Genomic DNA, 24,602 nt, shown 5'->3' with positions numbered 1-24,602 from the left:
CTTTTCGCCGGTTTGAAAAATTTTTTTGCAAATCTTTATTACCTTTGATTTTCAGTAAGATAAATGAAAACAGTCAGGTTTTAAGTAAAAACAGGGATTTTTAGGCCTCCTCATCATTGGAGATAGGATACTGGTTGGCAGCATTGTGTATTTTACTTTTGAACTTATACAGATACGGAGCTTTGTTTGCAGATCCATCGTATAGTTTTTCCAGTCTGTCCAGGATATTTAAGCTCAAAATTTTGCGCTGGAAATTGTTTCTCCTGAATTTTTCCCCCAAAATAGTCTCATACAAAGACTGCAGGTCTTTCATGGTGAATTTTTCAGGAAGAAGATTGCTGGCTGCCACCTCGGTATTGATATTCATACGCAGGTATTCCAGGCCGGTTTCTATAATCCTGTCGTGGTCAAACGCCATTTTGGGAAGATTGTTTACTTCAAACCATTCACAGCTTTCGTTAAAGGCATCCGGAAAAGTGTTGGCAATAGAAAAATCAATAAGGCTGCAGTAACCTACCGTAATGAATCTCTGGAAGATCCAGTGGTCTTTAGGAACTTCAATTCCTTTGTTGTTGAGGAGAATCTGGTGTACATTATTCTCTGTACGGTCTATTCTCCCGAACGTATGAAACTGTTTCAGAAAAAGGTCTTTAAGGTGTGTTCTTTCGTATAAAACCCTAGCTGCTGCTTCACGAAGATCTTCATCATTGAAAACAAAACCTCCGGGAAGAGACCACAAATCCAGATCATGATATTTCAAAAGAAGGACCTTCAAAATATTATTGTGAAAACCAAATATCGTACAGTCAACAGATACATGTGCTACAAAGTCTTTTGTATCAATAAGTTGCTGAAGGGTTTCTTTGTTTTTGGTTTCTTTGATTTTCATGGCATAAAAATAAAATTATTTTCTATAATTTCTTTGCTGTCAACCTAAAATATATCAAACTCACTGTAAAAAGCACACAAACAGCCATTAAAATGTACATGGGATAGTAATTCAACAGCCGTTTCTCAAACAGGACTGCCATGATAATAGAGCTTACAGAACTTCCCAATGATGAAAAAATAACAATAAGTGAAGTAAACAGGTTGATTTTTTCTTTATCAATCTGTGCAATCATTTTTGAATTGACAACAGGGTAGAGCGGTGCCAGAAAAAGCCCGATGACAGGAAATAAAAACAAAATAATTCTGGAATTCACAGAATCAAAATACTGAATTCCTAAAATGATCATCAGAACCGCAATAATTAAAAAGAGACACAAAATATAATACCTTGACAAAGAAAACCTCTGAATGATGTTGGCCGTAAGCGTTCTTCCCGCGTAAGAAAAAAGGGCAAGAAATGAAGTAGCCTGCAAAGCAAAAAATGAATTGACGTTCAGATGATTTTTGTAAAATGAAGGCAGCCACGAATTAAACCCCTGTTCCACAAATACAATGAAAAAGATGACAAAGAGAAATATAACCGTTGCTGGCTTTGCAAATACTGACAGCTCGGAAATAAGACTTTTACTGTCTGTTTTTTGGGTTTCAGAAATATTCAGCTTTGAAAATAAAAATATCGTTACTGCACAAAGTACGGATATAGACAGGAATCCAAATTTCCAGTATTCTGAATAGCGGCTGGAGATCAGCCATCCGAAACCGGTATTCACTACAAAAATACCAACCATGAAAGAAGCCTCTACACTGTTCATCATTTTGGCAAGAGACTTTTCATCTGAAATATTATTACGGATGATCCCGAAAACACAAATCTTTCCTACGGCAAAACAAGTCCCGATAATGGCAAACCATACCTTATAAAACCAAAAATCTTCTATAAACGGGAGGAAGCATGATGAGATTCCCACAATGACCAAAGCTGAAATCAATGCCTTTTTAGTTCCGGTTTTGCTTATAAAATTCACCGCAAAAAGGGAAATAAATGCAATTGGAAGATCCTTGAACGATTCTAAAAAACCCAGCTTTTCATAAGTGATATTGGCTTCCGAAAGTTGAAGAATGACAATGCCCATGCAGTTCAAGACCATTGAAAAAATAAGGAAGGTAAGTTTTAAAGGAAGGGAGATCTTGGAAAGCTTGGCTGTCATTTTGGGGATTTTTTTATTGTTTTTTTATGATTTTTTTATGAATTATGAAGATAAAATGATGCGTTCAGCTCCCAAAAATAAACGAAAAATTAAAATAATTGTGAATACAATGTTAATTATTTAAAAAAAAATATATTTTTATTGTCTCAATTTGAGAATTAAAAAACTAACTGTATATGAATCGAAGAATATCAAGAAGTCTGGGATTGGTTGCCGTGCTGTATTTTACAGCCAATTTTAATGCACAGACCAGCGTGAAGGACACTGTTCCGAAAGAGAATAAGATAGAAGAAGTTATCGTGATCGGTTACGGAACCCAGAAAAAGAGTAATGTGACCGGAGCTATTGCAAGTATTAAAGCAAGCGATATCGAAAACATTCCGGCAGGGAAGCCTGAGCAGGTGTTGCAGGGTAGAGCTGCAGGTGTTTCCGTTGTGACAAATTCCGGGCAGCCCGGTGCTGCTGCTACAGTAAGGGTGCGTGGGATTACAAGTTTTGGAGCAGGGAGTAACAGCCCTTTATGGGTAGTGGATGGTATTGTGGTAGATAACATCGGATGGCTGAACCAGTCGGATATAGAAAGTATGGAAGTACTGAAGGATGGAGCATCATCAGCTATCTATGGGGTTTCTGCCGCAAAAGGGGTAATTCTGGTGACAACAAAAAAAGGAAAAAAAGGAAAACTCAGTCTTTCCTATAATGGGTTTTATGGATTTTCAAACACTTCCAAAAAACTAGATCTTTTAGATGCTACTCAGTATGCGAACATCATCAATGAAGGTTTTATCAATGACGGACAAGCACCAAGATACGCCAACCCTTCATCTTTTGGAAAAGGAACAAACTGGCAGGATGCCATCTTCGGAACCGGCGAAAAATCTTCTCATGAAGTAAGTATTACCGGAGGTAATGAAAAATCAACCTACTATACTTCGTTTGGGTATTTTGATCAGACAGGTATTGTAATGAGTGATATTTCTTACTATAAAAGAATCAACGCCAGATTTAATTCAACCCATAAGGTAACTGATTTCTTAACCATAGGACAAACCTTTGCCTATACGAGAACAAAATCCCAGGGAATCAGTGCCAATGAAGAATTTGGAGGTCCGTTAGCTTCAGCTGTAAATTTAGATCCTACAACTCCGGTAGTTGTTACAGACTGGTCTATGGTAGATCCCAGCGGCTATACCAATCCATATATTATCCGTGACGAGAATGGTAATCCGTATGGAATTTCCCGCTATGTAAACCAGGAAATGACCAATCCACAAGCATTCAAGCATATTCAGCAGGGAAATTACAACTGGTCGGACGATTTTGTAGGGAATGTTTTTGCCGAGCTTAAATTCCTTAAAAATTTCACCTTCAAAACGAGTCTTAACGGTAAGAAATCCTATTGGGGAAGCCGTACTTTTACACCGAAATACTATTTAAGTCCCAATTATAGCAATACAAGCTTTAACAGCCTGAATAAGGTAGACGAAAATAAGTTCGAATGGAGCATGGAGAATACACTGACCTATCAGAATAAATTCGGGAATCATAATTTAAGTGTATTGATTGGACAAGGAGTATACCGTTATAATATTTCCGGAGGAACAAGTTTAACATACACCAATCTGCCTATTGATAACTGGCAGGATGCTTCTTTCAACTTTAATATCCCGCAGGATGATATTACAGCTACAGGGTGGGACGGAATTCAGACCCGTAAAGCATCCTATTTCGGAAGGGTTATTTATGATTATGCTGATAAATACTTATTTACAGGAACGATCCGTAGAGACGGTTCATCAAAATTTGCTACCAATCAGCACTGGGGAACTTTTCCATCCATGTCTTTAGGTTGGAATGTTCATAAAGAAAACTTCTGGCCGCAAAATAAAGTGGTTAATAACTTAAAATTAAGAGGAGGTTACGGAGTTTTAGGAAATGATGAAATGGAGAACTTCAGATTTGCAAGTTTCATGGTTTCCGGAAGCAACTATACCAATGCAGGAAACAACATTATCATAGGGTATGCACCAAGTACTCTGGAGAATCCGAACCTGAAATGGGAAGAGACCAGCCAGCTGAATATCGCAGCGGATTTAAAGCTTTTCAATAACTTCACTTTTACGGCAGACTGGTACAAAAAGAAAACATCCGATATCTTAAGACAGGTGAACATTCCTGGCTATGTAGGGGTTCCTAATTTGCCTTGGGCAAACGTTGGAGATATGGAAAACTCAGGTCTTGAATTGGAATTAGGTTACAAAAAGAACTGGCAAGATTTCAGTATATCAGTTAACGGAAACTTTGCCACTATTAAAAACAAAGTTTTAAGATTGGAAGATGATATAGACTATTTCAACCTTGCTTCTTTCCAGACTATGGGAGCTGTATCCAGAGTAGCAGTAGGACAGCCTTACGGTTCCTTTTACGGATATACATATAGTGGTGTTTTCCAGAATCAGGCACAAATTGATTCCTATGTGAATGCCAATGGAACTAAATTATTAGCCAACGCTCAACCAGGAGATTTCATCTGGCAGGACAATAATGGAGACGGTAAAATTGATGACAATGATAAAGTAAACTTAGGAAGTTCTATCCCGAAATATACTTTTGGACTTACGGTTAATTTAAATTACAAGAATTTCGATTTCATGATGTTTGCACAGGGACAGGCCGGAAATAAGATTTTCCAGGGCTTAAGAAGATTGGATATGCTGGATGCCAATTATCAGACAAAAGTTTTAGACCGATGGACAGGGGAAGGTTCAACCAATGATAACCCGAGAATTACAAGAAATGACCCTAACCATAACTATTCCTGGATGTCAAGTTATTATCTTCAGAAAGGAGATTATGTCCGTCTGAAAATTATTCAGTTAGGATATACACTTCCTCAGGACGTTACTAACCGTTTTGGAATGAATAAGGTAAGACTGTACATTACAGGAGAAAACGTCTTTACTTTCACCAAATATACGGGCTACGATCCGGAAATTGCGGGAAGAAACAATTCCGAGCAAGATATAATAGGAGTTGACAGAGCTTACTATCCTCAAGCAAGAACATTTTTGCTAGGTGCTAATATCCAATTTTAATAAATGAATAAAATGAAAAATAAGAATATTTTATATAAAGGGCTTGCTGTTACTTTCCTTACAGGTCTTAGTTTTAGCAATATTGCCTGTAGTGATTCATATCTTGATGATGTAAAGAATTCAGGATCTTTTAATACCGATCTGTATTTTCAGAATGAACAGCAGTCTTTTAGTGCTTTGGTTTCCGTATATGATGTTTTAAGAAAATATTCAGGTGGATTCGAGAATACGGTTACATTCTTTAATGCAGGATCTGATGATTTTTATTCCGGTGGTGGAAATTCCAATGACGGAGCCGGAATCCAGGGAATGAATAATTATACAATCAATCCTAATACAATGCCTGCGAGTTACTGGAAAGATTATTATCAGGGAATAGCAAGAGCTAACCTGTTGATCGAAAAAGTTCCGGGAGCTACTATGGGAGAAGATATTAAGAGAAGATATATTGCTGAGGCCAAAGTGCTTCGTTCCTTATACTATTTCGAACTGTTAAGGATGTTTGGTAATATTCCGTTAGTTCTCAAAACGATTCAGTTTGGAGATGATTACTGGAATATACCGCAGGCAAAACCAACTGAAGTTTATCTTCAGATAGAGGGGGATATCGTTGCTGCAATTCCGGATCTAATGATGACGGCCAGTGGTAATGACAGAGGCCGGATTACACAGGGAACAGCCCGTGCAATATTAGGAAAGATTTATCTGTATGATAAAAAAATGCCTCAGGCTGCGGAGCAGTTTGCTGAAGTCAACGGAACTCCCGGAGGAACCAGTCAATACGGATATAAGCTCGTGGCAAACTACGCAGATCTGTTTAAGGTAGGGCCTGAAACAGCAGATCCATACAAGTTCTCAACAGAATCTATCCTGGAAGTAATGCATACCAACAAAGGAAATTCCGATTGGGGATTTTGGGGACAGGGAAAAGATGAAGGAAACTCTATTAATGTAATGGTAGGACCTCGTTCCTATTCTTTAAAAAATGTTCCGAATAATAACGCTCCGGATATCTATTCAGGATGGGCTTTCAATACAGTAACGGATAACTTCGTTAATTTCATGCAGGGAGATCCAAGATTAAGCGTTACTGTTTTCAATGCAAAACAACTAGTGACGGATGGTAAAATTTCTTACAGTCCGGCTTATGCAGATACCGGATATTTCCTGAATAAATATTTACCTACAAACGATTTAAAAAGTTCACTTCCTGGGCCGGCAGAACTGAATTTCAGACAAAATTATATAGCCATAAGACTTGCGGATACTTACCTGATGGAAGCGGAAGCCTTAGGGGGCACCGGAGGAAGAGCCCAGGCTCTTTTAGATGCAGTAAGAGCAAGAGTAGGTCTCCCGTCAGTTCCTGTTTCTTTACAGGCTATTAAAGATGAAAGGAGAAGAGAACTTGCAGGAGAAGGGCACAGATGGTTTGATCTTGTAAGATGGGGTGATGCTCCTTCAAAGCTGGCATTCAAAGGGTTTGTAAGCAATAAAAACGAAATTTTACCTATTCCGTTTAATGAATTGCCCAATACCGCTTTAAAACAAAACCCAGGCTACTAAAACATGAAGTTTCACAACTTATATAGTTTCTTTTTTAAAGGTACTGCGCTGCTTTGCGGCGTGGTACTTTTTCCTGTATCATGTGCTACGGTAAATGGAGATAAAGGAAATGATGTTCAGTCCTGGCTGACGAAAGGTAATGAAAGTGTAAAATTACAGCAGCAGGCTCCTGTTAAATTTGTTAAAAATTCCAATAGCTGGCAGAATATTGAAATTGATGATACTCAGAAGTTTCAATATGTTGACGGTTTTGGATATACACTGACAGGAGGTAGTGTTGAAGTAATCAACCGGCTTTCACCTTTAAAAAGGAAAGCACTTCTGAATGAGCTTTTCGGAAAAGATAAGAATTCAATTTCTGTAAGTTATCTGAGGCTTAGTATCGGTGCTTCCGATCTCGACGGGGAAGTTTTTTCCTATGATGATCTTCCGGAAGGCCAGACAGATCCTACGCTATCCAGATTCAGCCTGGCAAAAGATAAAGATCTGATCGCCATGCTGAAAGAAATCCTTACGATTAACCCTGAAATTAAAATTATTGCAGCTCCGTGGTCATCTCCGGTTTGGATGAAAGATAACGGAAAATCCAAAGGAGGAAGCCTGAAGCCTGAATTTTATAAAGTGTACGCAGAATATTTTGTAAAATACATCCAGGGAATGAAGAAAGAAGGGATTACTATTGATGCCATTACCCCTCAGAATGAACCTCTTCATCCCGGAAACAATCCGAGCTTGTACATGCCTTCAGAGCAACAAAGAGATTTTATTAAAGGTTATTTAGGTCCCGTTTTTAAAGCCAACAATATCAAAACAAAAATTGTGGTTTATGACCATAACTGTAACAAACCGGAATATGTCCTTGATATTCTGAAAGATCCGGAAGCCTATCAGTATATTGACGGGTCAGCTTTCCATTTGTACGAAGGAGATATTTCTGCCTTAAGTACGGTGCATAATGCTTTTCCTGATAAAAATTTGTATTTTACCGAACAATGGACCGGTTCAAAGGGAACTTTTAACGAAGACCTTAACTGGCATGTTAAAAATGTTATTATCGGTTCAATGAGAAACTGGAGCAGTATCGCTTTGGAATGGAATGTAGCCAATGATCCCCAGTACAAACCTCACACTGAGGGAGGCTGTACAGAATGTAAAGGAGCAATAACCGTTTCCGGCCCTGAAAATTTCACCAGAAATGTTTCCTACTACATCATTGCACATGCTTCCAAATTTGTCCCTGCAGGGTCTCGGCGTATTGCTTCTACACAAACAGAAACCATTTCTACGGCAGCATTTAAAACTCCTGCCGGAAAAACAGTGCTTATTGTTCAGAATGCAAACAGTGCCGATGAAAACTTTAACATCAAATATAACGGAAAGACCGCTCCCGTAACCCTTTCAGGAAAATCGGCAGCGACTTATGTTTTTTAATTTAATATCATGAAAAAAGCTTATTTCTTACTTGCAGTTGTGGCATTGGGAATGAATGTCTGCGGACAGAAAACAATTGATCAGAAAGTGGTAGAACTGCTGTCTAAAATGACATTGGAAGAGAAAGTAGGGCAGATGGTCCAGTACAGCGGCTTCGAATATGCTACCGGACCCCAGCAGTCCAATTCTGCAGCAGTTTTGGAAGAAATAAAAAAAGGAAAAGTAGGTTCTATGCTTAATGTAGCCGGTGCCGAAGAAACCAGGGCATTTCAGAAACTGACCCAGCAATCGAGACTGAAAATTCCTTTATTGTTTGGACAGGACGTAATCCATGGATACAGAACAACCTTTCCCGTCAATTTGGGACAGGCAGCAAGCTGGGATCTGGCGATGATAGAAAAATCAGAAAGAATAGCAGCCACAGAAGCTTCCGCTTACGGTATCCACTGGACCTTCGCGCCAATGGTAGACATCGCAAGAGACCCAAGATGGGGAAGAGTAATGGAAGGTTCCGGCGAAGATACCTACCTGGGAACCCGCATTGGATTGGCAAGGATTAAAGGTTTTCAGGGGAAGGGTTTAGGAAGTCTTGATGCTGTAATGGCCTGTGCCAAGCATTTTGCAGCGTATGGAGCAGCCGTTGGTGGAAGAGATTACAATTCTGTGGATATGAGTTTGAGGCAATTGAACGAAACCTATCTGCCTCCTTTCAAAGCAGCGGCAGAAGCAGGAGTAGCCACATTCATGAATTCATTTAATGATATCAACGGAATTCCTGCGACAGCCAACCAATATATTCAAAGAGAGCTGTTAAAAGGAAAATGGAACTATAAAGGCTTTGTGGTTTCAGACTGGGGGAGTATCGGGGAAATGATTCCTCACGGCTATGCCAAAGATGCCGGTGAAGCTGCTGACAAAGCCATTTTAGGTGGTAGCGATATGGATATGGAAAGCCGTGTTTACATGGCAGAACTTCCAAAACTGGTGAAAGAAGGTAAAGTAGATCCAAAACTTGTGGATGAAGCAGCAGGAAGAATCTTAGCCAAAAAATTTGAAATGGGCCTTTTTGATGATCCTTACAGGTTCAGCAACGAAAAAAGGCAGAAAGAGCAGACCGATAATCAGGAAAACAGAAAATTCGGAAGAGAATTCGGTTCAAAAAGTATTGTTCTTTTAAAAAATAAAGGAAATATCCTTCCTCTTTCAAAAAACATTAAGACAGTTGCGCTTATCGGGCCTTTCGGAAAAGAAACTGTTGCCAATCACGGTTTCTGGTCTGTTGCATTTAAAGATGACAGCCAAAGAATAGTTTCCCAGTTTGACGGAATAAAAAATCAGCTTGATAAAAATTCAACCTTATTATATGCAAAAGGCTGTAACGTAGACGACCAGGACAAATCCATGTTTGCAGAAGCGATAGAAACAGCTAAAAAGGCAGATGTAGTGATCATGACTTTAGGGGAAGGCCACGCTATGAGCGGTGAAGCGAAAAGCAGGAGCAGTATCGGTTTCTCGGGAGTTCAGGAGGAACTGTTGAAAGAAATAGCTAAAACAGGAAAACCAATCGTTTTAATGATCAATGCCGGAAGACCTTTGATCTTTAACTGGGCAGCAGACAATATCCCGGCAATAGCTTATACTTGGTGGCTCGGAACCGAAGCCGGAAACTCCATTGCCGATGTTCTTTTCGGAACGGTAAACCCGGGCGGGAAACTTCCGATGAGCTTCCCAAGAACGGAAGGCCAGATTCCTGTTTATTATAATCATTACAATACAGGAAGACCTGCAAAAAATAATACGGACAGAAATTATGTTTCCGCTTATATCAATTTAGACAATGATCCTAAATTTCCTTTTGGATATGGATTGAGTTATACGGATTTTAAATATTCCGATATGAGCTTAAGTTCCACTGATCTTAAAGGAAACCAGACTTTAAACATCAGCGTAACGGTTTCCAATACAGGGAAATTTGACGGTGAAGAAGTCGTACAGCTTTACATCAGGGATCTTTTTGGAAAAGTAGTACGACCTGTAAAAGAACTGAAAGGTTTCCAGAAAATATTCATCAAAAAAGGAGAGAGTAAGAAAGTGGATTTCAAACTCACTCCGGAGGATCTGAAATTCTTTGATAATGACCTGAATTATGATTGGGAAAGCGGAGAATTCGATATTATGGTCGGAACCAACTCCAGGGATGTTCAGACCAAAAGAATCAATTGGAGTAAATAATTCAATAGGAGCGGGCTTCAGCCCACTTAATGAAAAATATAACAACGGCTTTAGCCAAAACCTAATCATTATTCATGAAAATAAAATCCCGAAATATCATTCAGTTCTGTACAGCAGGGATATTACTTTTTTCTGTCGCAGGCTGTGCCTCAAATAAACCTGAGCGGGGCAAAAAACTGATCTGGAGCGACGAATTTAACGGAACAGGGCTTCCAGATTCATCGAAATGGAATTATGACGTGGGAGGAGACGGTTATGGCAATGAGGAAGCGCAGTTTTATACAAAAAACAGGCTTGAAAATGCCCGGTTGGAAAACGGAAACCTGGTGATTGAAGCCAGAAAAGAAAACTGGGAAAAGAACAAATATACCTCTGCAAGACTTTTGACCAAAGGGAAATTTTCCTTCCAATATGGTACTGTAGAGGTAAGGGCAAAACTTCCCAAAGGCCGGGGAACCTGGCCCGCTATATGGATGATGAGCGAAAAAATGAAACAGTGGCCGGATGATGGGGAGCTGGATATCATGGAGCATGTAGGGTTTAATCAGGGCTATGTTCATGCCTCAGTTCATACTAAGAAATACAATCATATTCAGGGAACGCAGAAAACAGATACCATGATTGTAAAAGACGTAAGCGAAAAATTCCATGTATATAAAGCAGACTGGACACCGGAGAAAATAGAGGTTTCCATTGACGGGCAGAAGTTCTTTACTTATGAAAATAAGGAGAAAACTTATGGATCATGGCCTTTCGATCAGCCTTATTTTATTATTTTAAATCTGGCGGTAGGTGGTTTCTGGGGCGGAAAAGAAGGAATAGACGATAGTATATTTCCGCAAAAATATTATATAGACTATGTAAGGGTTTATCAAAATAAATAATGAAGAGAGGGCTTTTTGCCCAAAAAAGAAAGAAAAAAAATTATGAAAAAACTAATTGTGAGCTGTTTGACAATAGGCGTATTTCTAAATGCTAACGCACAAAACTATTGGAAAAAGAATGCAGGAAAAACAGCGAAAGTCATCTTAACAAGTTCCAAGACTAATGAAAAAATGGCCGACAAAGGAATTGTTAAGTTTGAGAAATTCGGTCAGCCGAAGGAAACGGATGCGTGTATTTTCGTAGATCCGGATTTTAAATACCAGAAGCTGATAGGAATAGGAGGTGCCATAACAGATGCCTCTGCAGAAACCTTTTATAAACTGCCAAAGAACAAGCAGAAAGAAATTATAGAAGCATACTTTGGAAAAAACGGATTAGGCTATACAGTAGTTCGTACCAACATGAACTCCTGTGACTTTTCCAGCGATTCCTATACCTATGTTCAGGATAATGATACTTCTTTGAAGACTTTCAATATTACCCACGACGAAAAGTATAAAATTCCGATGATCAAAGAAGCCCAGAAAGCAATCGGGAAAGATTTTACTTTTTACTTTTCCCCTTGGAGTCCGCCGGCATGGATGAAATCCAATAAAAGCCTTTACAAAGGAGGAAGACTTGAAAACCAATATTACCAGACCTGGGCAGATTATTATATTAAGTTCATCAAAGAATACGAAAAAAGAGGAATTAATATCTGGGGTCTGACTGTACAGAACGAGCCAATGGCCACCCAAACCTGGGAATCCTGTATTTATACTGCGGAGGAAGAAGGTGAATTCCTTAAAAACAATTTAGGCCCAACTCTTTGGAAAAACGGTTACAAAGACAAGAAAGTAATGATCTGGGACCATAACAGAGATCTGATTTACCAAAGAGCAACCACCACTTTAAGTGATCCTGAAACCTCAAAATATGCCAGCGGAATCGGCTACCACTGGTACGAAACCTGGAATAATAAAACCCAGCTTTTCGATAATTTATCAGAAACCCAGAGAGCTTTCCCGGATAAATTCCTGGCTTTTACCGAAGGCTGCAAAGAACAATTCAAAATGTCCGGAATTTATGATGTGAGCTTAGGAGAATTATACGGAAGGAATATGCTGAATGATTTCAATAAAGGAACCGCTTTATGGACCGACTGGAATGTACTGCTTGATGAAACCGGAGGTCCGAACCATGTTGGCAATTTCTGTTTTGCCCCTATCATTGCTGATACCAAAACAGGAGAAGTACATTACACCTACGAATATTATTATGTAGGACATGTTTCAAAATTCATCAAGCCCAATGCGCAGAGAATAGGAAACTCTTCGAACAGGGCTGCGCTTACATCCACAACTTTCATGAATGAAAACGGCCAGCTGGTTACCGTAATTATGAACGACTCCGAAAATGATATTGAAACCAATCTCTGGATTGAAGGAATGTCTGCCAAATTATCTGCTCCGGCACATTCTATCCAGACTGTTATCCTGTAACTTCATATTGATTATTTTTATAGAACCGGCGGCCTCGAAGAGGCCGCCGGTTTCATTATAAGCAATGCTTATTAACCTCTGCAATAATATACTTTTTAAAAATAAAATTGCGGCGTACCTTGGTACGCCGCAATTTTAACTGATATTTTTATTTGAAACGATCATTAATTTTCAAGATCATATTTACTGATCACTTTCTGGGTAACTCCTGAACTGCTGAAACCGCCATCATGGAAAAGGTTCTGCATCGTTACTTTCTTGGTAAGATCAGAGAATAGAGTAACACAATAGTCTGCACACTCTAAAGCTGTAGCATTTCCTAGAGGAGACATATCTTCTGCATAACCCAGGAATCCTCCGAAGCCTTTCACACCGCTCCCTGCAGTGGTCATAGTTGGAGATTGTGAAACAGTGTTTACACGTACTTTTCTTTCACCCCAATAGTTTCCGAAAGTTCTTGCAATGCTTTCAAGGTAAGCTTTGTTATCGGACATATCGTTATAATCCGGGAATGTTCTCTGAGCTGCAATATAAGTAAGGGCCAAAATACTTCCCCATTCGTTCATACAGTCTTTCTCCCAAGCCACACGCATTACTTTATGGAAAGAAACAGCGGAGATATCCCAACCTTTTTCCAACCAGTCGTAATTCATTTCTGTATAATGTTTTCCTTTTCTAACGTTGATAGACATTCCGATAGAGTGAAGGATAAAGTCGATTTTTCCAAATTTTGCAACCGCGGCATCAAAAAGTTTTTCAAGATCTTCTATAGAAGTAGCATCTGCAGCTATCACCTCAGATCCTGTTTTTTCTGCTAAACCATTAAGTTCTCCCATTCTCAAAGCAATAGGGGCGTTTGATAAGATAAATTCAGCACCTTCTTCATGACATCTTTCTGCAACTTTCCATGCGATAGATTGCTCATTAAGGGCTCCAAAAATAATTCCCTTTTTGCCTTTAAGTAAACCGTATGACATAATTTTTTAATGTTTATTTTAAATACAAATGTAGCAATAATTTGTGTTTGCGACATAATAAAAATGGAGCCTTATTCATTTAAGACTCCATTTTCTTGAAAATATTTATATAACTGAAATTTTAATTGGTTTTCTTATTCCATTCTGCTTTTACATCCTCTGCAGCATCTTTGGTTTTTTCCCAGGCTTCGTTTGCTTTATCTTTGATATCATCCCAGGCATCAGCTGCATTGTTCTTTACTTTTTCAAACCAGTCTTCCTGCTGGGCTTCTTCATCATTGTTTCTTTTTTCATTGATATAATCTTTAGCTCTGTCTGCAAGATCTTCAATTTTCCATTTCGCATTGTCCGCTGCATTTTTTAAAGAGTTTTCCGTGTTGTTTACTGCATTTTCCGCTTTGTTGTATTCTGAATTGTTCATAATATAATATTTTATTGTTGTGTACCAGTAAATAAACAAGAACTATTCCTAAAACCCGGGACCACTGTTAAAATTTTCATAATCTTTTGTTATACTTTTCCAAATCACACTTATCTTTAATCTAAAATTACGCTAATGGAAAAAATACGCTGTGGCTGGTGCGAAAAAGATGATCTCTACCGTAAATATCATGATGAAGAATGGGGGCGGCCCGTTTATGATGATGACACTATTTTTGAATTCCTGATTCTTGAAAGCTTTCAGGCAGGCCTGAGCTGGTACACTATTCTTTCTAAAAGAGAGAATTTCAGAAAAGCTTTTGATCATTTTGATTATAAAAAAATTGCTCTGTATACGGAAGAGAAGATTGAAGAACTTATGAATGATCCCGGAATTATTAGGAACCGCCTAAAAATAAACGCAACAGTAACCAATGCACAAAGGTTTCAGGAAATCCAGAAAGAATTTGGAAGCTTTTCAAAATATATCTGGGGTTTTGTGGGAGGAAAACCATTGGATAACCGGCCTAAAGTATTAAGCGATGTTCCGGCCGTTACGGAAATTTCAGATGCGTTGTCCAAAGATCTTAAGAAAAGAGGTTTTAAGTTTATGGGGTCTACCGTTGTTTATGCTCACATGCAGGCAACCGGAATGGTAAATGATCATATTGAAAGCTGTTTTATCAGAGATTAGTTTATTGTATTTTATTCAATTTTTGGTGATGTTTTTTATATAAATTGTAATTTGATAATTGGTTTTTGGCTGTTATCAAATCTGTTATATGAGATCAGTAAAGGGTTGTAGCTCATTTAATAAGAGAAAATGTTTCAACTAATAGTGATTAAATAACTGCTTATTCACTGTTAAGTGTGTTTGTTTGTGAAATTAATAAAGAATAACACTATTTTTAAATAAATTCGTATATTTGCGGCCTCAAAAAATAACTATTAGTAATTAGGCAATGCATAATATCAGCAGACTTCAACTGTTTCTTCTTTTTTTGTTTTTTAATCAATTTATATACGCACAGGTGGGGATAGGAACTCCTAGTCCGGATTCTTCTGCTATGCTGGAAATCAGTTCAAAAAACAAAGGTGTACTTTTTCCAAGTGTATCTTTAAGATCAATTACAGATGAGGCAACAATTCCAAATCCGGCTGAAGGGCTGATGGTATGGAATAACGGAACAGGATCGCTGACAGAAGCAGGTATTTATTACTGGAGCAAATCGAGATGGAATATGCTGTCTACCGGTGCTGGCAACGGAACAAACGGAGGCAGTGGTGGAAATATAGCTCCGTTTTCGGGATGGAATACTTCAGCCACCAATAGTGGTAGTTATGGCGGAGCCAATACCAATCTTTCTTTAGGGACCAACACTATGGATGATCTTGTCTTCAAAGTGAATTCTGTTGCAATGGGAAGATTGGGAGTGAATAACTCAATAAGCTTTGGCAATGGAGCTAAGGCTGAACAAAACGGGATTGCCCTTGGTAACTCCAGCAGTGCCTACCAGGGAATAGCGATTGGAATGAATACCTCTGTAACAGCTAATGAATCGGTAGCAGTGGGAGCAAATACTCAGATTTCCGGTTATCAGTCAACAGCTGTAGGATTTAATGCTAAAGTATCAGCCAATGAAGCTATGGCTGTAGGAAATAATGCTGAAGCGGCAGGATTTCAATCAATTGCATTGGGCTTTAATGCCAAAACAACAATGAATGATGCTACGGCATTGGGGAAGAATTCAACAGCGTCTGGGTTTCAGTCTATTGCGGTTGGGTATAATGCCAAAACAAACTCCAATAGCGAAACAGCAGTAGGGTATAATGCACTCACCAATAACCAGAATTCTACAGCGATAGGTTCGGGTGCAAATGCCGCAGGGCAGTTTTCTACAGCAATAGGATATGAAGCAGCAACTTCTCAGGCCAATGCAATTATCCTCGGAAACAATAATGCCAATATTGGAATAGGTACAGCAACTCCCAATACTTCTGCTAAATTAGATGTAAACGGCCAATATAAATTAGGCGAGAAGGGGAGTATACAAAAAAACCAGATCAGTTTTGAAGCCTGGCCATCGGTTTCTGTGAATAATCTTCCCCACGGAAAATCTGTTACACTCGAGATTCCTATTCCTGCGAATATGCAGCCGGCTTCTACAAGAGCAGCAATTGTAGTTTCTCCTGCAGATGATTTTGCCGGGAACAGTTCTTTTTCAATATCCAATCCAAGAATGACTTCTACTACGAGTGTTACAATTAATCTTACCAATATCTCAGGCGGGGCTGAAAGCTTGTATTCCGGACATTTTTATGTGATGATTAATGAGTTTTAAGCTAAAAAAGGTTTCAATTGAAACCCTTTTATTCTATTCTTTTGATAATCTCACTACTTCATCATGCAGCTCCTGATCCCAGATAAACTGCATATCAAACTCTCCGTCTGATTGTAAGGAAAAAATAGCTTTATTCCATTTGTTACTATCATCTTCAGTTGTTATTTTGTGAAGCTCCAGAATATCAAATGTTAATTGAAAATCAAATTCATCAACATCGATTTGCTTTTTTTCATTATTGCTGTTGATATAATTTCCTGTAAAACTAGCCATTTCTCCAACAGCTTCTATATTTAACTCTGCTTTAATCCATTCTTCGTTAATTACAGAATTAATATTATTGGCTGTAGAGCCATAAATTTCGTCAACTGTTATAAATTTAAATTTTTAAGAAGCAAAATTTGCAATGAGGTTTGCATTTTCTTGACTTTCAGCATTTTTTGTCAATAAAACTTAAAAGGGGTTCAAAAATTGAAGCCCTCTATATTATTCTATTCTTTTGATAATCTTACTATTTCATCGTGCAGTTCCTGATCCCAGATAAATTCCATGTTAAATTTGCCTTGTGCATTTAGATTAAAAATGGCCTTATTCCATTTATTACTATCTCCTTCTGTCGTAATATCGTGTAATTCTCTGATCCAATTTCTAATATCTCTGGAAATATTTCTTACAGATATGTTTTTTACTTCATTATTATCCGTTGTATATTCTCCATTGTAGCTTACCACACCTGTTCCTACAACTTCGATATTTAATTTTGCCTCACTCCAACTTTCATCCTCTATAGCATTTACTATGCTTCGTCCAATGTTTAAATAAATTTCATCTACTGTCATAATATTTATTTTTAAAGAAGTATTATCTGTAACGATGATTATTATCTTTTTGTATAAACTTAAAAAAGGGTTCCAATTTGAAACCCTTTTATTTTATTCTTTTGATAATCTTACTACTTCATCATGCAGCTCCTGATCCCAGATAAACTGCATATCAAACTCTCCGTCTGATTGTAAGGTAAAAATAGCTTTATTCCACTTGTTACTGCCATCTTCAGTTGTTATTTTGTGAAGCTCTAAAATATCAAATGTTAATTGAAAATCGAACTCATCAACATCAATTTGCTTTTTTTCATTATTACTGTTAATATAATTTCCTGTAAAACTGGCCATTTCTCCAATAGCTTCTATATTTAACTCTGCCTTAATCCATTCTTCGTTAATTACAGAATTAATATTATTGGCTATAGAGCCATAAATTTCGTCAACTGTTTTCATATTTTTAATTTATATAATTATAAGTTTTCTTTACCCCATTTATAGTTTCTGTAACTTTAAAACCTACCGGCCTTTGGCTGGTACCTTGATATATAGGCTTCATATCGACCTCAACATTTTTACCGTCTTTCAAAGCTTTTGCCCAGTCAGCTTCCATCTTTTTCCATGCTCCCTGGTTTAATGTTCCTTTCATCGGAACATAGTTGATTTGCTCTCCTGCTCCTTTAAATTGATGACCTATCAAGTGACCTCCTTCATCAACACCTTTAGTTCCACCCTTTAAAGTTACAGATTTTCCTTGTTGATATCCATTTCTGCCAATTTTTCCTAACTCTAATTTTCCAGAAACTCTGTTTACCCTTCCAAGTTCATCTGTTTCATAAATTTTGTCCCCAACTTTATATTTAGAATTTGGTTTCAATGTTCCGTTCAATGCTTTATTCCAGTTTCCTTTTGAACCTGGAGCTAACTCTATTATATCGTCTGCAACACCATCTGTAACCTTAGCAATATCCCCGCCTTCTTTTTTGGCGAGTTGCTCCATTGTTTCCGCAATTCCTTTTTTGGCACCGGCTTCTACTACATCATCTGCTCCTTTCTTTACTCCTTGTTCCACAGCTTCTTCAGCAACTTCCTTAACGGTCTTTTCCACAACAGCTTCAGCTCCTTCTTTTAATACTGTTTTTCCGGCAGTTGCAGCTAATGAAGTTCCTCCGGAATATACCGCGGCTACTGCATCAGGAACAAATTCTCCTACCGTTGTGCCAATCTTTCTAGGGTTTTCAGCAACCCAGCCTGCTGCATTTTTGGTGCCTTCCCAGGCTGCATTTCCGGCATCGGCCCAGTTTTGTCCGTCACTGGCCCAGTTCCAGGCTCCTTCTGCGGCATTTGCCCAGTTATCTCCTTTGCTCGCCCAGTCCCATGCATTTTCAAGCCCTTTGGTAGTGGCATTCCAGCCGTCACTTACCATTCCGCCCAATGCTTCAGCTGTACCCACAGGATCCTGGCCAACCTGATAGATAGTTTCACCCAAACCAACGACTCCGTTTACAGCACCTTCTACCAATCCTGTACCCAGATCATTGAACCAGTCGCCGACCCCTGTTACAGGTTTCATCCAGTCCGGGAGCATCTGGTCCCGCATTTCACGGCTTTTTTTATTTTGATCGGCAACCCAGTCAAATCCTTCTTTAATATAGTCGGTGGGCATTTTTCCCTCTCCGACACCATATGATACCGCGGCAGCTCTATCAAAGAAAATATTGATCTTTCCACCAAATATACAATTACAGAAGGAATCTTCCAAAAGCATCCTGCTGCCATTGATTTTTACCCCATCCTTTGGCTGCTGCCATCCTGTAACAATAGTCGGCAGACATGAAACTCCCGTTGCCCATTTCAAAGGATTGGTGCAGAGCCCCATGGGTTTGATATTGAAAAAAGGAAGAAAATCCAGTTCAGAAGCCATGGGAACACTATAGATGGTCGTGTTTTTATTGTTGCTAACCCTTAGGGTAGATGGACTTGTTCCTTTGTCGCAAGCTAAAAAGGCACCTTCGGGTACGTATTTTTTTGCCATAATGCGATGATTTAGTGGTTAATTTTATCTGAGCTCAGGACTACATTTTTCAATTTTCTGAAAATATTTTCCAGTTTATTCAGGTTTTCCTGGGTTTCCAGAAAAATCTTACCCGGAACTTTCAATAGCTCCGAAACTTTACAATTCTTAATAGAACATATATATTCTTCTTCTGCATATACATACCATTCACGGGTATCCATAGCTTGCAGGATCCGCTCATCATCAAAAAGAAGATAGTAGCGGTCATTCTGGAAAACAATATCAAGCAGGGGAATGGTCATGAGCGGCGGCTTTTAAAATATTTTTTTCTTCACGGTATAAAGTGCCGGGAATCTGCGCAAGACTCATACACATGCTCTGTTCAGACCATGGCCATTCTTCCAGAAGATAGCGTTCCATATAATTAAGTTGAAGAAGTGTCGGAACACGCGGGCGGTTCTTCAAAATACGGATCATTGCTGTTACTTTATCCTGTTCAAAATTATTTTCATCGATACTTCCTTTTACATCAATCTGGTACCTGCCGTCTTCCAATTCTGAAATTCTTTCTTCAGTAGTAATAGGAACACTTTTAGCGGCAATAAAATTGGGAATCTCACGATATCCGTTGATGATCTGATTTTTCTTAAATTCCTTGAAATGAATTCCCGGAAAAAGAAGCTGGTAGGGCATTGCAAAACGTAAGGCTTCAGCAAGGCGGTTTCCGTCTTCCAGAAGTTCTTCCACTCCTTTAATAAAAATTTCGCGATATTGTTCACTTCTGTGCTTCAGAATGATTTTAGGTTTTATTTCGCGCCATTTATTCTGTATATCAGTTAAATTGATGATCTTTCCGAGTTGTCCGTTTTCATCCAGTGTGCATACTATTTTTTCTCTCAGCTCATGCAGATCTCCCACCCATTTATACATCCCGTCTTTGTTGGATTGCTTATACAATGGCATTTCAACTGTAAAGACAGGTTTGTCATTTTCAATGGAAGATAGGGTGACTTTGAGCTCTGCTTCGATATAATTTTCGTTGCGGAGACCCTGGAACTGATATCTTTCTTCTCTGAGAAAAGTATACTTCCGGTATTCGCCCTTGTTTTCTATATTAATTTGCATGATTATCCTTTATTGATTTCTACATCAGCTCCTTTAATATTGGTAGGTCCTGAAGATGAGGTATTGATTTTGGTGGCATTGGCGTTGATATTATCATCAATCTTAATTCCAGGGTTGGCACCGGCTTTTCCCAGTTCAGTTGTTGTTTTTCCTATAACTTTTACGTTGAGACCTTCTATGGTAATATCTCCTCCGGTCGTCATGGTAATTGAACTGCTTCCCGTTTTAATGGTGACCGTTGTATCACATTCCAGGGTAATGTTACCGGAATTATCCATTTTGAACATGGAATTCGCTCCTCCGCCTTCTTTTCCACCTACATTAATGGCGCTTACACTGCCTACATTTACTGTATTATTATTGCCGACTGTAACTGTTTTGTTATTATTCGCATGGGTTAGTGCATTGCCTGCCCCATCAAATTTCATATTGGCTCCTCCCTGGTCGGTTAAAAATACCGAGCCTTCACCGTCATTGAGTTCCAGTTTATTACCGCTTCTGCTGCTCAGGCTTTTTACATTATTTCCTGCTCCGCCGCCACCGCCGACTCCTCCATGAAACATGCCTCCCATCACGAAAGGACGGTCAGGATGCTGATGAACGAAATTAACGACCACCTGGTCACCAACTTCAGGAATAGCCATAAATCCGCGGTTTTTACTGACCTTATCACTGCCTCCTGCATCAGGGGTCATCACACGGATAAATTCTGTGGTATCCTGTCCGTTCTGCCAGTCAAACTGAACCTGTATGCGGCCTTGATTTAGTGGGTCTGTATTGGAAATTACTTTGGCAAACTGTGGCTCTGCTCTCGGGATTTCAAATTGAGGACGTGGAATAAATCCTGTATCAGCTGCTATGGCTTCAAAATTTCCTGTGTAATGCCCCCGCGCATCTACCTCGTGACTGATTTCCGTAATCATGAGTTTGGTAAAATAAGCGGTCTCGTTGGTAGCTGATTTCCGCATTTCCACATCAGCAACGCATCCGGGATATAGAAATGGGACCGAAGTGCTTCCGGAAGTAATAAATACATTGACAGCTTTACTTCCTGCCGTGCCTTTCTGTGAGGCATCAATATCCATGAAAGATGAAGCCTTGATAGGGGCAACTCTCAATGAAGGGGTTGTAAAGGTTGCCTTCGATATTTCATAGGCACGTTTGGCAATATCTGACTGGTGGTTTATTTTTGAACTTCCCGTTGTAAGTTTTTCATTTTTGCTGCTGTTGTAGCCATAAAAAGTAGGATTTACATGCTGGGCCTTCATTTTGATCTTAATATCATGTACACTGCTGCCATATACCAGCTGAACCGGTTTTTCCTGTGGAGGAAGTTTTCCGAAATGTAGTACTTCGCCATCATAATAAAACTGTTCCCCATAAGCTTCTGCTATTCTTGCCAGATAGTTGTAGTGGGTCTCTTCGTATTGTGAACTGTAAGAAACATTTCCGTGCTGGGCATCTACCCTGAAATCAAATTTATTGGAGCCAAGGCCTTCTTTAATCACCCAGTCGGCAATACTGTTCAGGCTGATTTCCTGGCGTCCGCCAAAACTCTGAATATGCGGAGCTGCATCTAAAAGGATGGTAGGGCTGTTTCCGCTAAGGACAATATTCCCAAGGCTTCCTTTATCCTGGCTGAATCCTACTTCCGTAATTACCCCTACAAAGTTCCTTTCAGGGCTTTCTTCAACGTCTTTATATTTGAATACGACTGTAATCCTTTTACCCAGAAAGTTCTGTGCCTGTTCCAGATTATGATTTTCCGGACCTCCCAATGTATCATGGGCAAGAGTGAGGTCAAACTCATGATGCTTAACGGCACTCTGGGTAAGTTTAAAATGCTTGAAATGCTTGATTATCTTACCTTCGATAATAATATCAAGCTTAATAACACGGTTGATCCCTAAAAGTTCACTTTTGGGAATAGATCCGGCGTTATGTATTTTAGAGGTAGGCTGATCCGACCAGATTTTACTTTCCTTTACCAAGGGAGTATTTGGCCCGGAAACCTGATTCAGAAATGTATTGCTATAGGAGAGGGCCTGTCCGGCTGTCTGTACTGTTTTTTGAATTTTACTGTCGGCTTTTTTTACTGCTTCTTTACCTGCATTGATGCCTGCAGTTTGCAGATTATCCAGATTTTTCTTGGATTTTGTACCTGGCTTTTTTGATGACTCACTATCTTGGAACATAACATATTTTTTCTGGGTTCGAATTTTAAACAGCAGTCTGGTTTACAGAGCTACTTAAGGTCTTTCTTATCACTCACATCAGATAAAATACTGTCTGGTCATGTCAACAGAATAGTATCTTTTGTGAGGAAATTGTCGTTCTGTTTTCACTTGATATGCGGGTGCATCCCGATATATTTTTAAGCTTTAAAATACAATAATATTTTATTTACATGAATTTAATGTTCTGAATTACAGTTGTGTAATTCAATTATTAAAATCACGTCCATGTGAAACAAATATAAGCAGCAATGAGGCAAGTAAGAAAAAAAGTAGCAGTCAATTTTAGTTTTTGTCGTAGTTTTACTACTAACAGTTGTTAGGGTATTTCTTTCTTATCTGGAAAACTCTCATTATTGTCATCAAAAAATAATTTATCTGAGAAGATTGTATGGATAAATGGTTAATTTTACAGGTGAAATTTCTTTTATTTTCCTTTAGCAAAAGGATAATAAAAGACTAAAATACATATACAGATAGCAGGAAACTTATGAAGAAAACAGGAATTATCGGATGTGGCTGGCTGGGATCAAAAATTGCAGATTCCATGTCCGGTAAATATCAAATATATACTACAGCAACAACAAAAGATAAAGTGGAAAGCCTGTCAGCAAAAGGATTTAATGCTTCTTTGGCCGCCTTTCCTGATTTTCAGCTTGAAAAGAAAATAGAAGAATGGAGTGAGATTAAGGATGTGGATATTCTGATTATTACCATTCCTCTTTCCGGAAAAAGCTGCTGTGCAAGTTCACTGTATAATAGGATACAGCACTTCTTCTCATTTATAGGTGATTTCAAAGGACAAATGTTTGTGATGAGCTCTACAGGAGTATATCCGGATATGCCGGGAGAATATGCAGAAGAAAGCCTTTCTCCGGATAAGGTTCCGGGGGAGAGGATGGTCAGAAATAAATATCCGCAGGCCAATATCCTCAGGCTGGCCGGATTAATGGGGGATAACAGGCTTCTTAAAAACTATAATGTGTCCAACCTTGATGCTCCGGTGAACCATATTCATTATGAAGATATTTGCAGAGTGATTGAAAGAATGATTGAAAGAGGTTTAGAAGGAAAGCTTTACAATGTAGCGTCTCCTCAACATCCTTCAAAAGCACAGGTAATCAATACGCAGAAAAATTTACCTTTTCCAGAGGAGGCTATGGCTGATGGGAAAATCATTCTGCCTTCGAAATTAATGTCAGAACTGGATTTTGTTTTCAAATATCCGGATCCTTGTAAGTTCCATTAGAATTTATTTTAACATAAAAACTGCTTAATTTGCTGGATATTTTTATCTATCACAAATTAAGCAGATGTTTGTATTTTAAATAAATAGAATAAGGCACATGATTATCTATTTTGCATGCTGTAAAGTATAAGCTCTGTCAGCGTGATAATAGGAGTAAAATAGATCAGTTCTGTCCAACCAATTGAAATGAAGTCCTAAATTTTTTTTAGCCTCCTGAATGTTGGCTTTATTACTTTTTGAACGCTCACTATCATCATATACCAAAGAATTCTTGAGGATTCTGCCATCCTGAACCTGCATGAAATAATATTCCACGAGCATATCTGCCCAATCATAAGAGTGTTCTATAATGAAACTTTCAATGCGGTAGTCTTTTACTATCTTGAAAATATCCATATCACAATGATCATTATCCCGATTATAGAGATAGTGATCAAAGCTGTCCTTGGACTCCAGATGAAGGATATAATCACTCAGAAGGTCAAAATTTTTGGCTTCTTCTATACCAAGGTCACATGAAGTATTAAAAGGAATAAAAGTTAATTGCTTAATACTGAAATGGACAATACTTTTATCTAATTCAATGTTTTCGTTAGTGATCAGACATGTGATATCCTGCCCCATTATCTTT

The 24,602-nt window shown here is 38.6% G+C and carries 21 protein-coding genes; 9 read left to right on the top strand and 12 right to left on the bottom strand.

The window, feature by feature from the left end; genetic code table 11:
* Positions 1 to 100: 100 nt before the first annotated feature.
* Complete coding sequence (locus BUB03_RS12465; RefSeq protein ID WP_040999063.1) at positions 101 to 889, bottom strand: NUDIX hydrolase; 789 nt, start codon at positions 887 to 889, stop codon at positions 101 to 103.
* Positions 890 to 911: 22 nt separating this feature from the next.
* The gene (locus BUB03_RS12460) at positions 912 to 2,099 is read right to left on the bottom strand and encodes an MFS transporter (protein WP_073063519.1); all 1,188 of its coding nucleotides are present in this window, start codon (positions 2,097 to 2,099) and stop codon (positions 912 to 914) included.
* Between the two features lie 176 nt (positions 2,100 to 2,275).
* On the opposite strand from BUB03_RS12460, the gene BUB03_RS12455 reads away from it, so the two are divergent.
* The 6 genes from BUB03_RS12455 (at position 2,276) to BUB03_RS12430 (ending at position 12,786) form a co-directional block, all read left to right on the top strand.
* Entirely contained in the window at positions 2,276 to 5,194 is a 2,919-nt protein-coding gene (locus BUB03_RS12455; RefSeq protein ID WP_073063518.1) for a SusC/RagA family TonB-linked outer membrane protein, read from the top strand.
* Between the two features lie 12 nt (positions 5,195 to 5,206).
* Entirely contained in the window at positions 5,207 to 6,757 is a 1,551-nt protein-coding gene (locus BUB03_RS12450; RefSeq protein WP_073063792.1) for a RagB/SusD family nutrient uptake outer membrane protein, read from the top strand.
* A 3-nt stretch (positions 6,758 to 6,760) separates the two neighbouring features.
* Positions 6,761 to 8,188: a glycoside hydrolase family 30 protein gene (locus tag BUB03_RS12445; RefSeq protein WP_040999067.1), complete on the top strand. Its 1,428-nt coding sequence runs from the start codon at positions 6,761 to 6,763 to the stop codon at positions 8,186 to 8,188.
* 9 nt (positions 8,189 to 8,197) lie between these two features.
* On the top strand, positions 8,198 to 10,420 hold the full coding sequence (locus tag BUB03_RS12440; RefSeq protein ID WP_073063517.1) for a glycoside hydrolase family 3 N-terminal domain-containing protein: 2,223 nt from the start codon (positions 8,198 to 8,200) through the stop codon (positions 10,418 to 10,420).
* 74 nt (positions 10,421 to 10,494) lie between these two features.
* A complete protein-coding gene (locus BUB03_RS12435) occupies positions 10,495 to 11,304 on the top strand; it encodes a glycoside hydrolase family 16 protein (protein WP_073063515.1) in 810 nt (269 codons plus the stop codon).
* 42 nt (positions 11,305 to 11,346) lie between these two features.
* Positions 11,347 to 12,786, top strand: a complete 1,440-nt coding sequence (locus BUB03_RS12430) for a glycoside hydrolase family 30 protein (RefSeq protein ID WP_073063513.1) — start codon at positions 11,347 to 11,349, stop codon at positions 12,784 to 12,786.
* Between the two features lie 164 nt (positions 12,787 to 12,950).
* On the opposite strand, the gene BUB03_RS12425 is transcribed toward BUB03_RS12430, so the two are convergent.
* Both BUB03_RS12425 and BUB03_RS12420 read right to left on the bottom strand, forming a co-directional pair.
* Complete coding sequence (locus BUB03_RS12425) at positions 12,951 to 13,763, bottom strand: enoyl-ACP reductase FabI (protein ID WP_040999074.1); 813 nt, start codon at positions 13,761 to 13,763, stop codon at positions 12,951 to 12,953.
* Between the two features lie 121 nt (positions 13,764 to 13,884).
* Entirely contained in the window at positions 13,885 to 14,184 is a 300-nt protein-coding gene (locus BUB03_RS12420; protein ID WP_040999076.1) for a hypothetical protein, read from the bottom strand.
* A gap of 135 nt (positions 14,185 to 14,319) precedes the next feature.
* On the opposite strand from BUB03_RS12420, the gene BUB03_RS12415 reads away from it, so the two are divergent.
* Together BUB03_RS12415 and BUB03_RS12410 are read left to right on the top strand one after the other, a co-directional pair.
* Positions 14,320 to 14,877 carry a DNA-3-methyladenine glycosylase I gene (locus BUB03_RS12415; RefSeq protein ID WP_073063512.1) on the top strand — a complete coding sequence of 186 codons (558 nt, stop codon included), beginning with the start codon at positions 14,320 to 14,322 and terminating at the stop codon, positions 14,875 to 14,877.
* A 307-nt stretch (positions 14,878 to 15,184) separates the two neighbouring features.
* On the top strand, positions 15,185 to 16,525 hold the full coding sequence (locus BUB03_RS12410) for a hypothetical protein (RefSeq protein ID WP_175547503.1): 1,341 nt from the start codon (positions 15,185 to 15,187) through the stop codon (positions 16,523 to 16,525).
* A 33-nt stretch (positions 16,526 to 16,558) separates the two neighbouring features.
* Here the strand turns inward: BUB03_RS12410 and BUB03_RS12405 are convergent, their stop codons facing one another.
* The 7 genes from BUB03_RS12405 to BUB03_RS12375 form a co-directional block, all read right to left on the bottom strand.
* Entirely contained in the window at positions 16,559 to 16,885 is a 327-nt protein-coding gene (locus BUB03_RS12405) for an immunity protein YezG family protein (protein WP_228417882.1), read from the bottom strand.
* A gap of 131 nt (positions 16,886 to 17,016) precedes the next feature.
* Positions 17,017 to 17,364, bottom strand: coding sequence for an immunity protein YezG family protein (locus tag BUB03_RS12400; protein ID WP_073063505.1), 348 nt, complete (start codon positions 17,362 to 17,364; stop codon positions 17,017 to 17,019).
* 93 nt (positions 17,365 to 17,457) lie between these two features.
* Positions 17,458 to 17,802, bottom strand: coding sequence for an immunity protein YezG family protein (locus BUB03_RS12395; RefSeq protein WP_073063503.1), 345 nt, complete (start codon positions 17,800 to 17,802; stop codon positions 17,458 to 17,460).
* 4 nt (positions 17,803 to 17,806) lie between these two features.
* Positions 17,807 to 19,381 (bottom strand): DNA/RNA non-specific endonuclease, encoded by a 1,575-nt coding sequence (locus tag BUB03_RS12390; RefSeq protein ID WP_073063501.1) that lies wholly within the window; start codon positions 19,379 to 19,381, stop codon positions 17,807 to 17,809.
* An 11-nt stretch (positions 19,382 to 19,392) separates the two neighbouring features.
* On the bottom strand, positions 19,393 to 19,665 hold the full coding sequence (locus BUB03_RS12385; RefSeq protein WP_073063499.1) for a hypothetical protein: 273 nt from the start codon (positions 19,663 to 19,665) through the stop codon (positions 19,393 to 19,395).
* Positions 19,646 to 20,488 carry a hypothetical protein gene (locus tag BUB03_RS12380; protein ID WP_073063498.1) on the bottom strand — a complete coding sequence of 281 codons (843 nt, stop codon included), beginning with the start codon at positions 20,486 to 20,488 and terminating at the stop codon, positions 19,646 to 19,648. Before BUB03_RS12380 ends, BUB03_RS12385 begins: the two co-directional genes overlap by 20 nt.
* Before the next feature lie 2 nt (positions 20,489 to 20,490).
* On the bottom strand, positions 20,491 to 22,683 hold the full coding sequence (locus BUB03_RS12375; RefSeq protein ID WP_073063495.1) for a type VI secretion system Vgr family protein: 2,193 nt from the start codon (positions 22,681 to 22,683) through the stop codon (positions 20,491 to 20,493).
* A gap of 529 nt (positions 22,684 to 23,212) precedes the next feature.
* Here BUB03_RS12375 and BUB03_RS12370 point away from each other — a divergent pair.
* The gene (locus BUB03_RS12370; protein ID WP_073063492.1) at positions 23,213 to 23,971 is read left to right on the top strand and encodes a Rossmann-fold NAD(P)-binding domain-containing protein; all 759 of its coding nucleotides are present in this window, start codon (positions 23,213 to 23,215) and stop codon (positions 23,969 to 23,971) included.
* Positions 23,972 to 24,076: 105 nt separating this feature from the next.
* Here BUB03_RS12370 and BUB03_RS12365 read toward each other — a convergent pair whose 3' ends face one another.
* A complete protein-coding gene (locus BUB03_RS12365) occupies positions 24,077 to 24,595 on the bottom strand; it encodes a hypothetical protein (protein WP_073063489.1) in 519 nt (172 codons plus the stop codon).
* Between the last annotated feature and the right edge of the window lie 7 nt (positions 24,596 to 24,602).

The sequence above is a fragment of the Chryseobacterium oranimense genome (assembly GCF_900129755.1).
GTDB classification, from domain to species: Bacteria; Bacteroidota; Bacteroidia; order Flavobacteriales; family Weeksellaceae; genus Chryseobacterium; species Chryseobacterium oranimense.
Note: the sequence above shows the minus strand (reverse complement) of the source record. Positions and strands in the feature narration are given on the sequence as shown.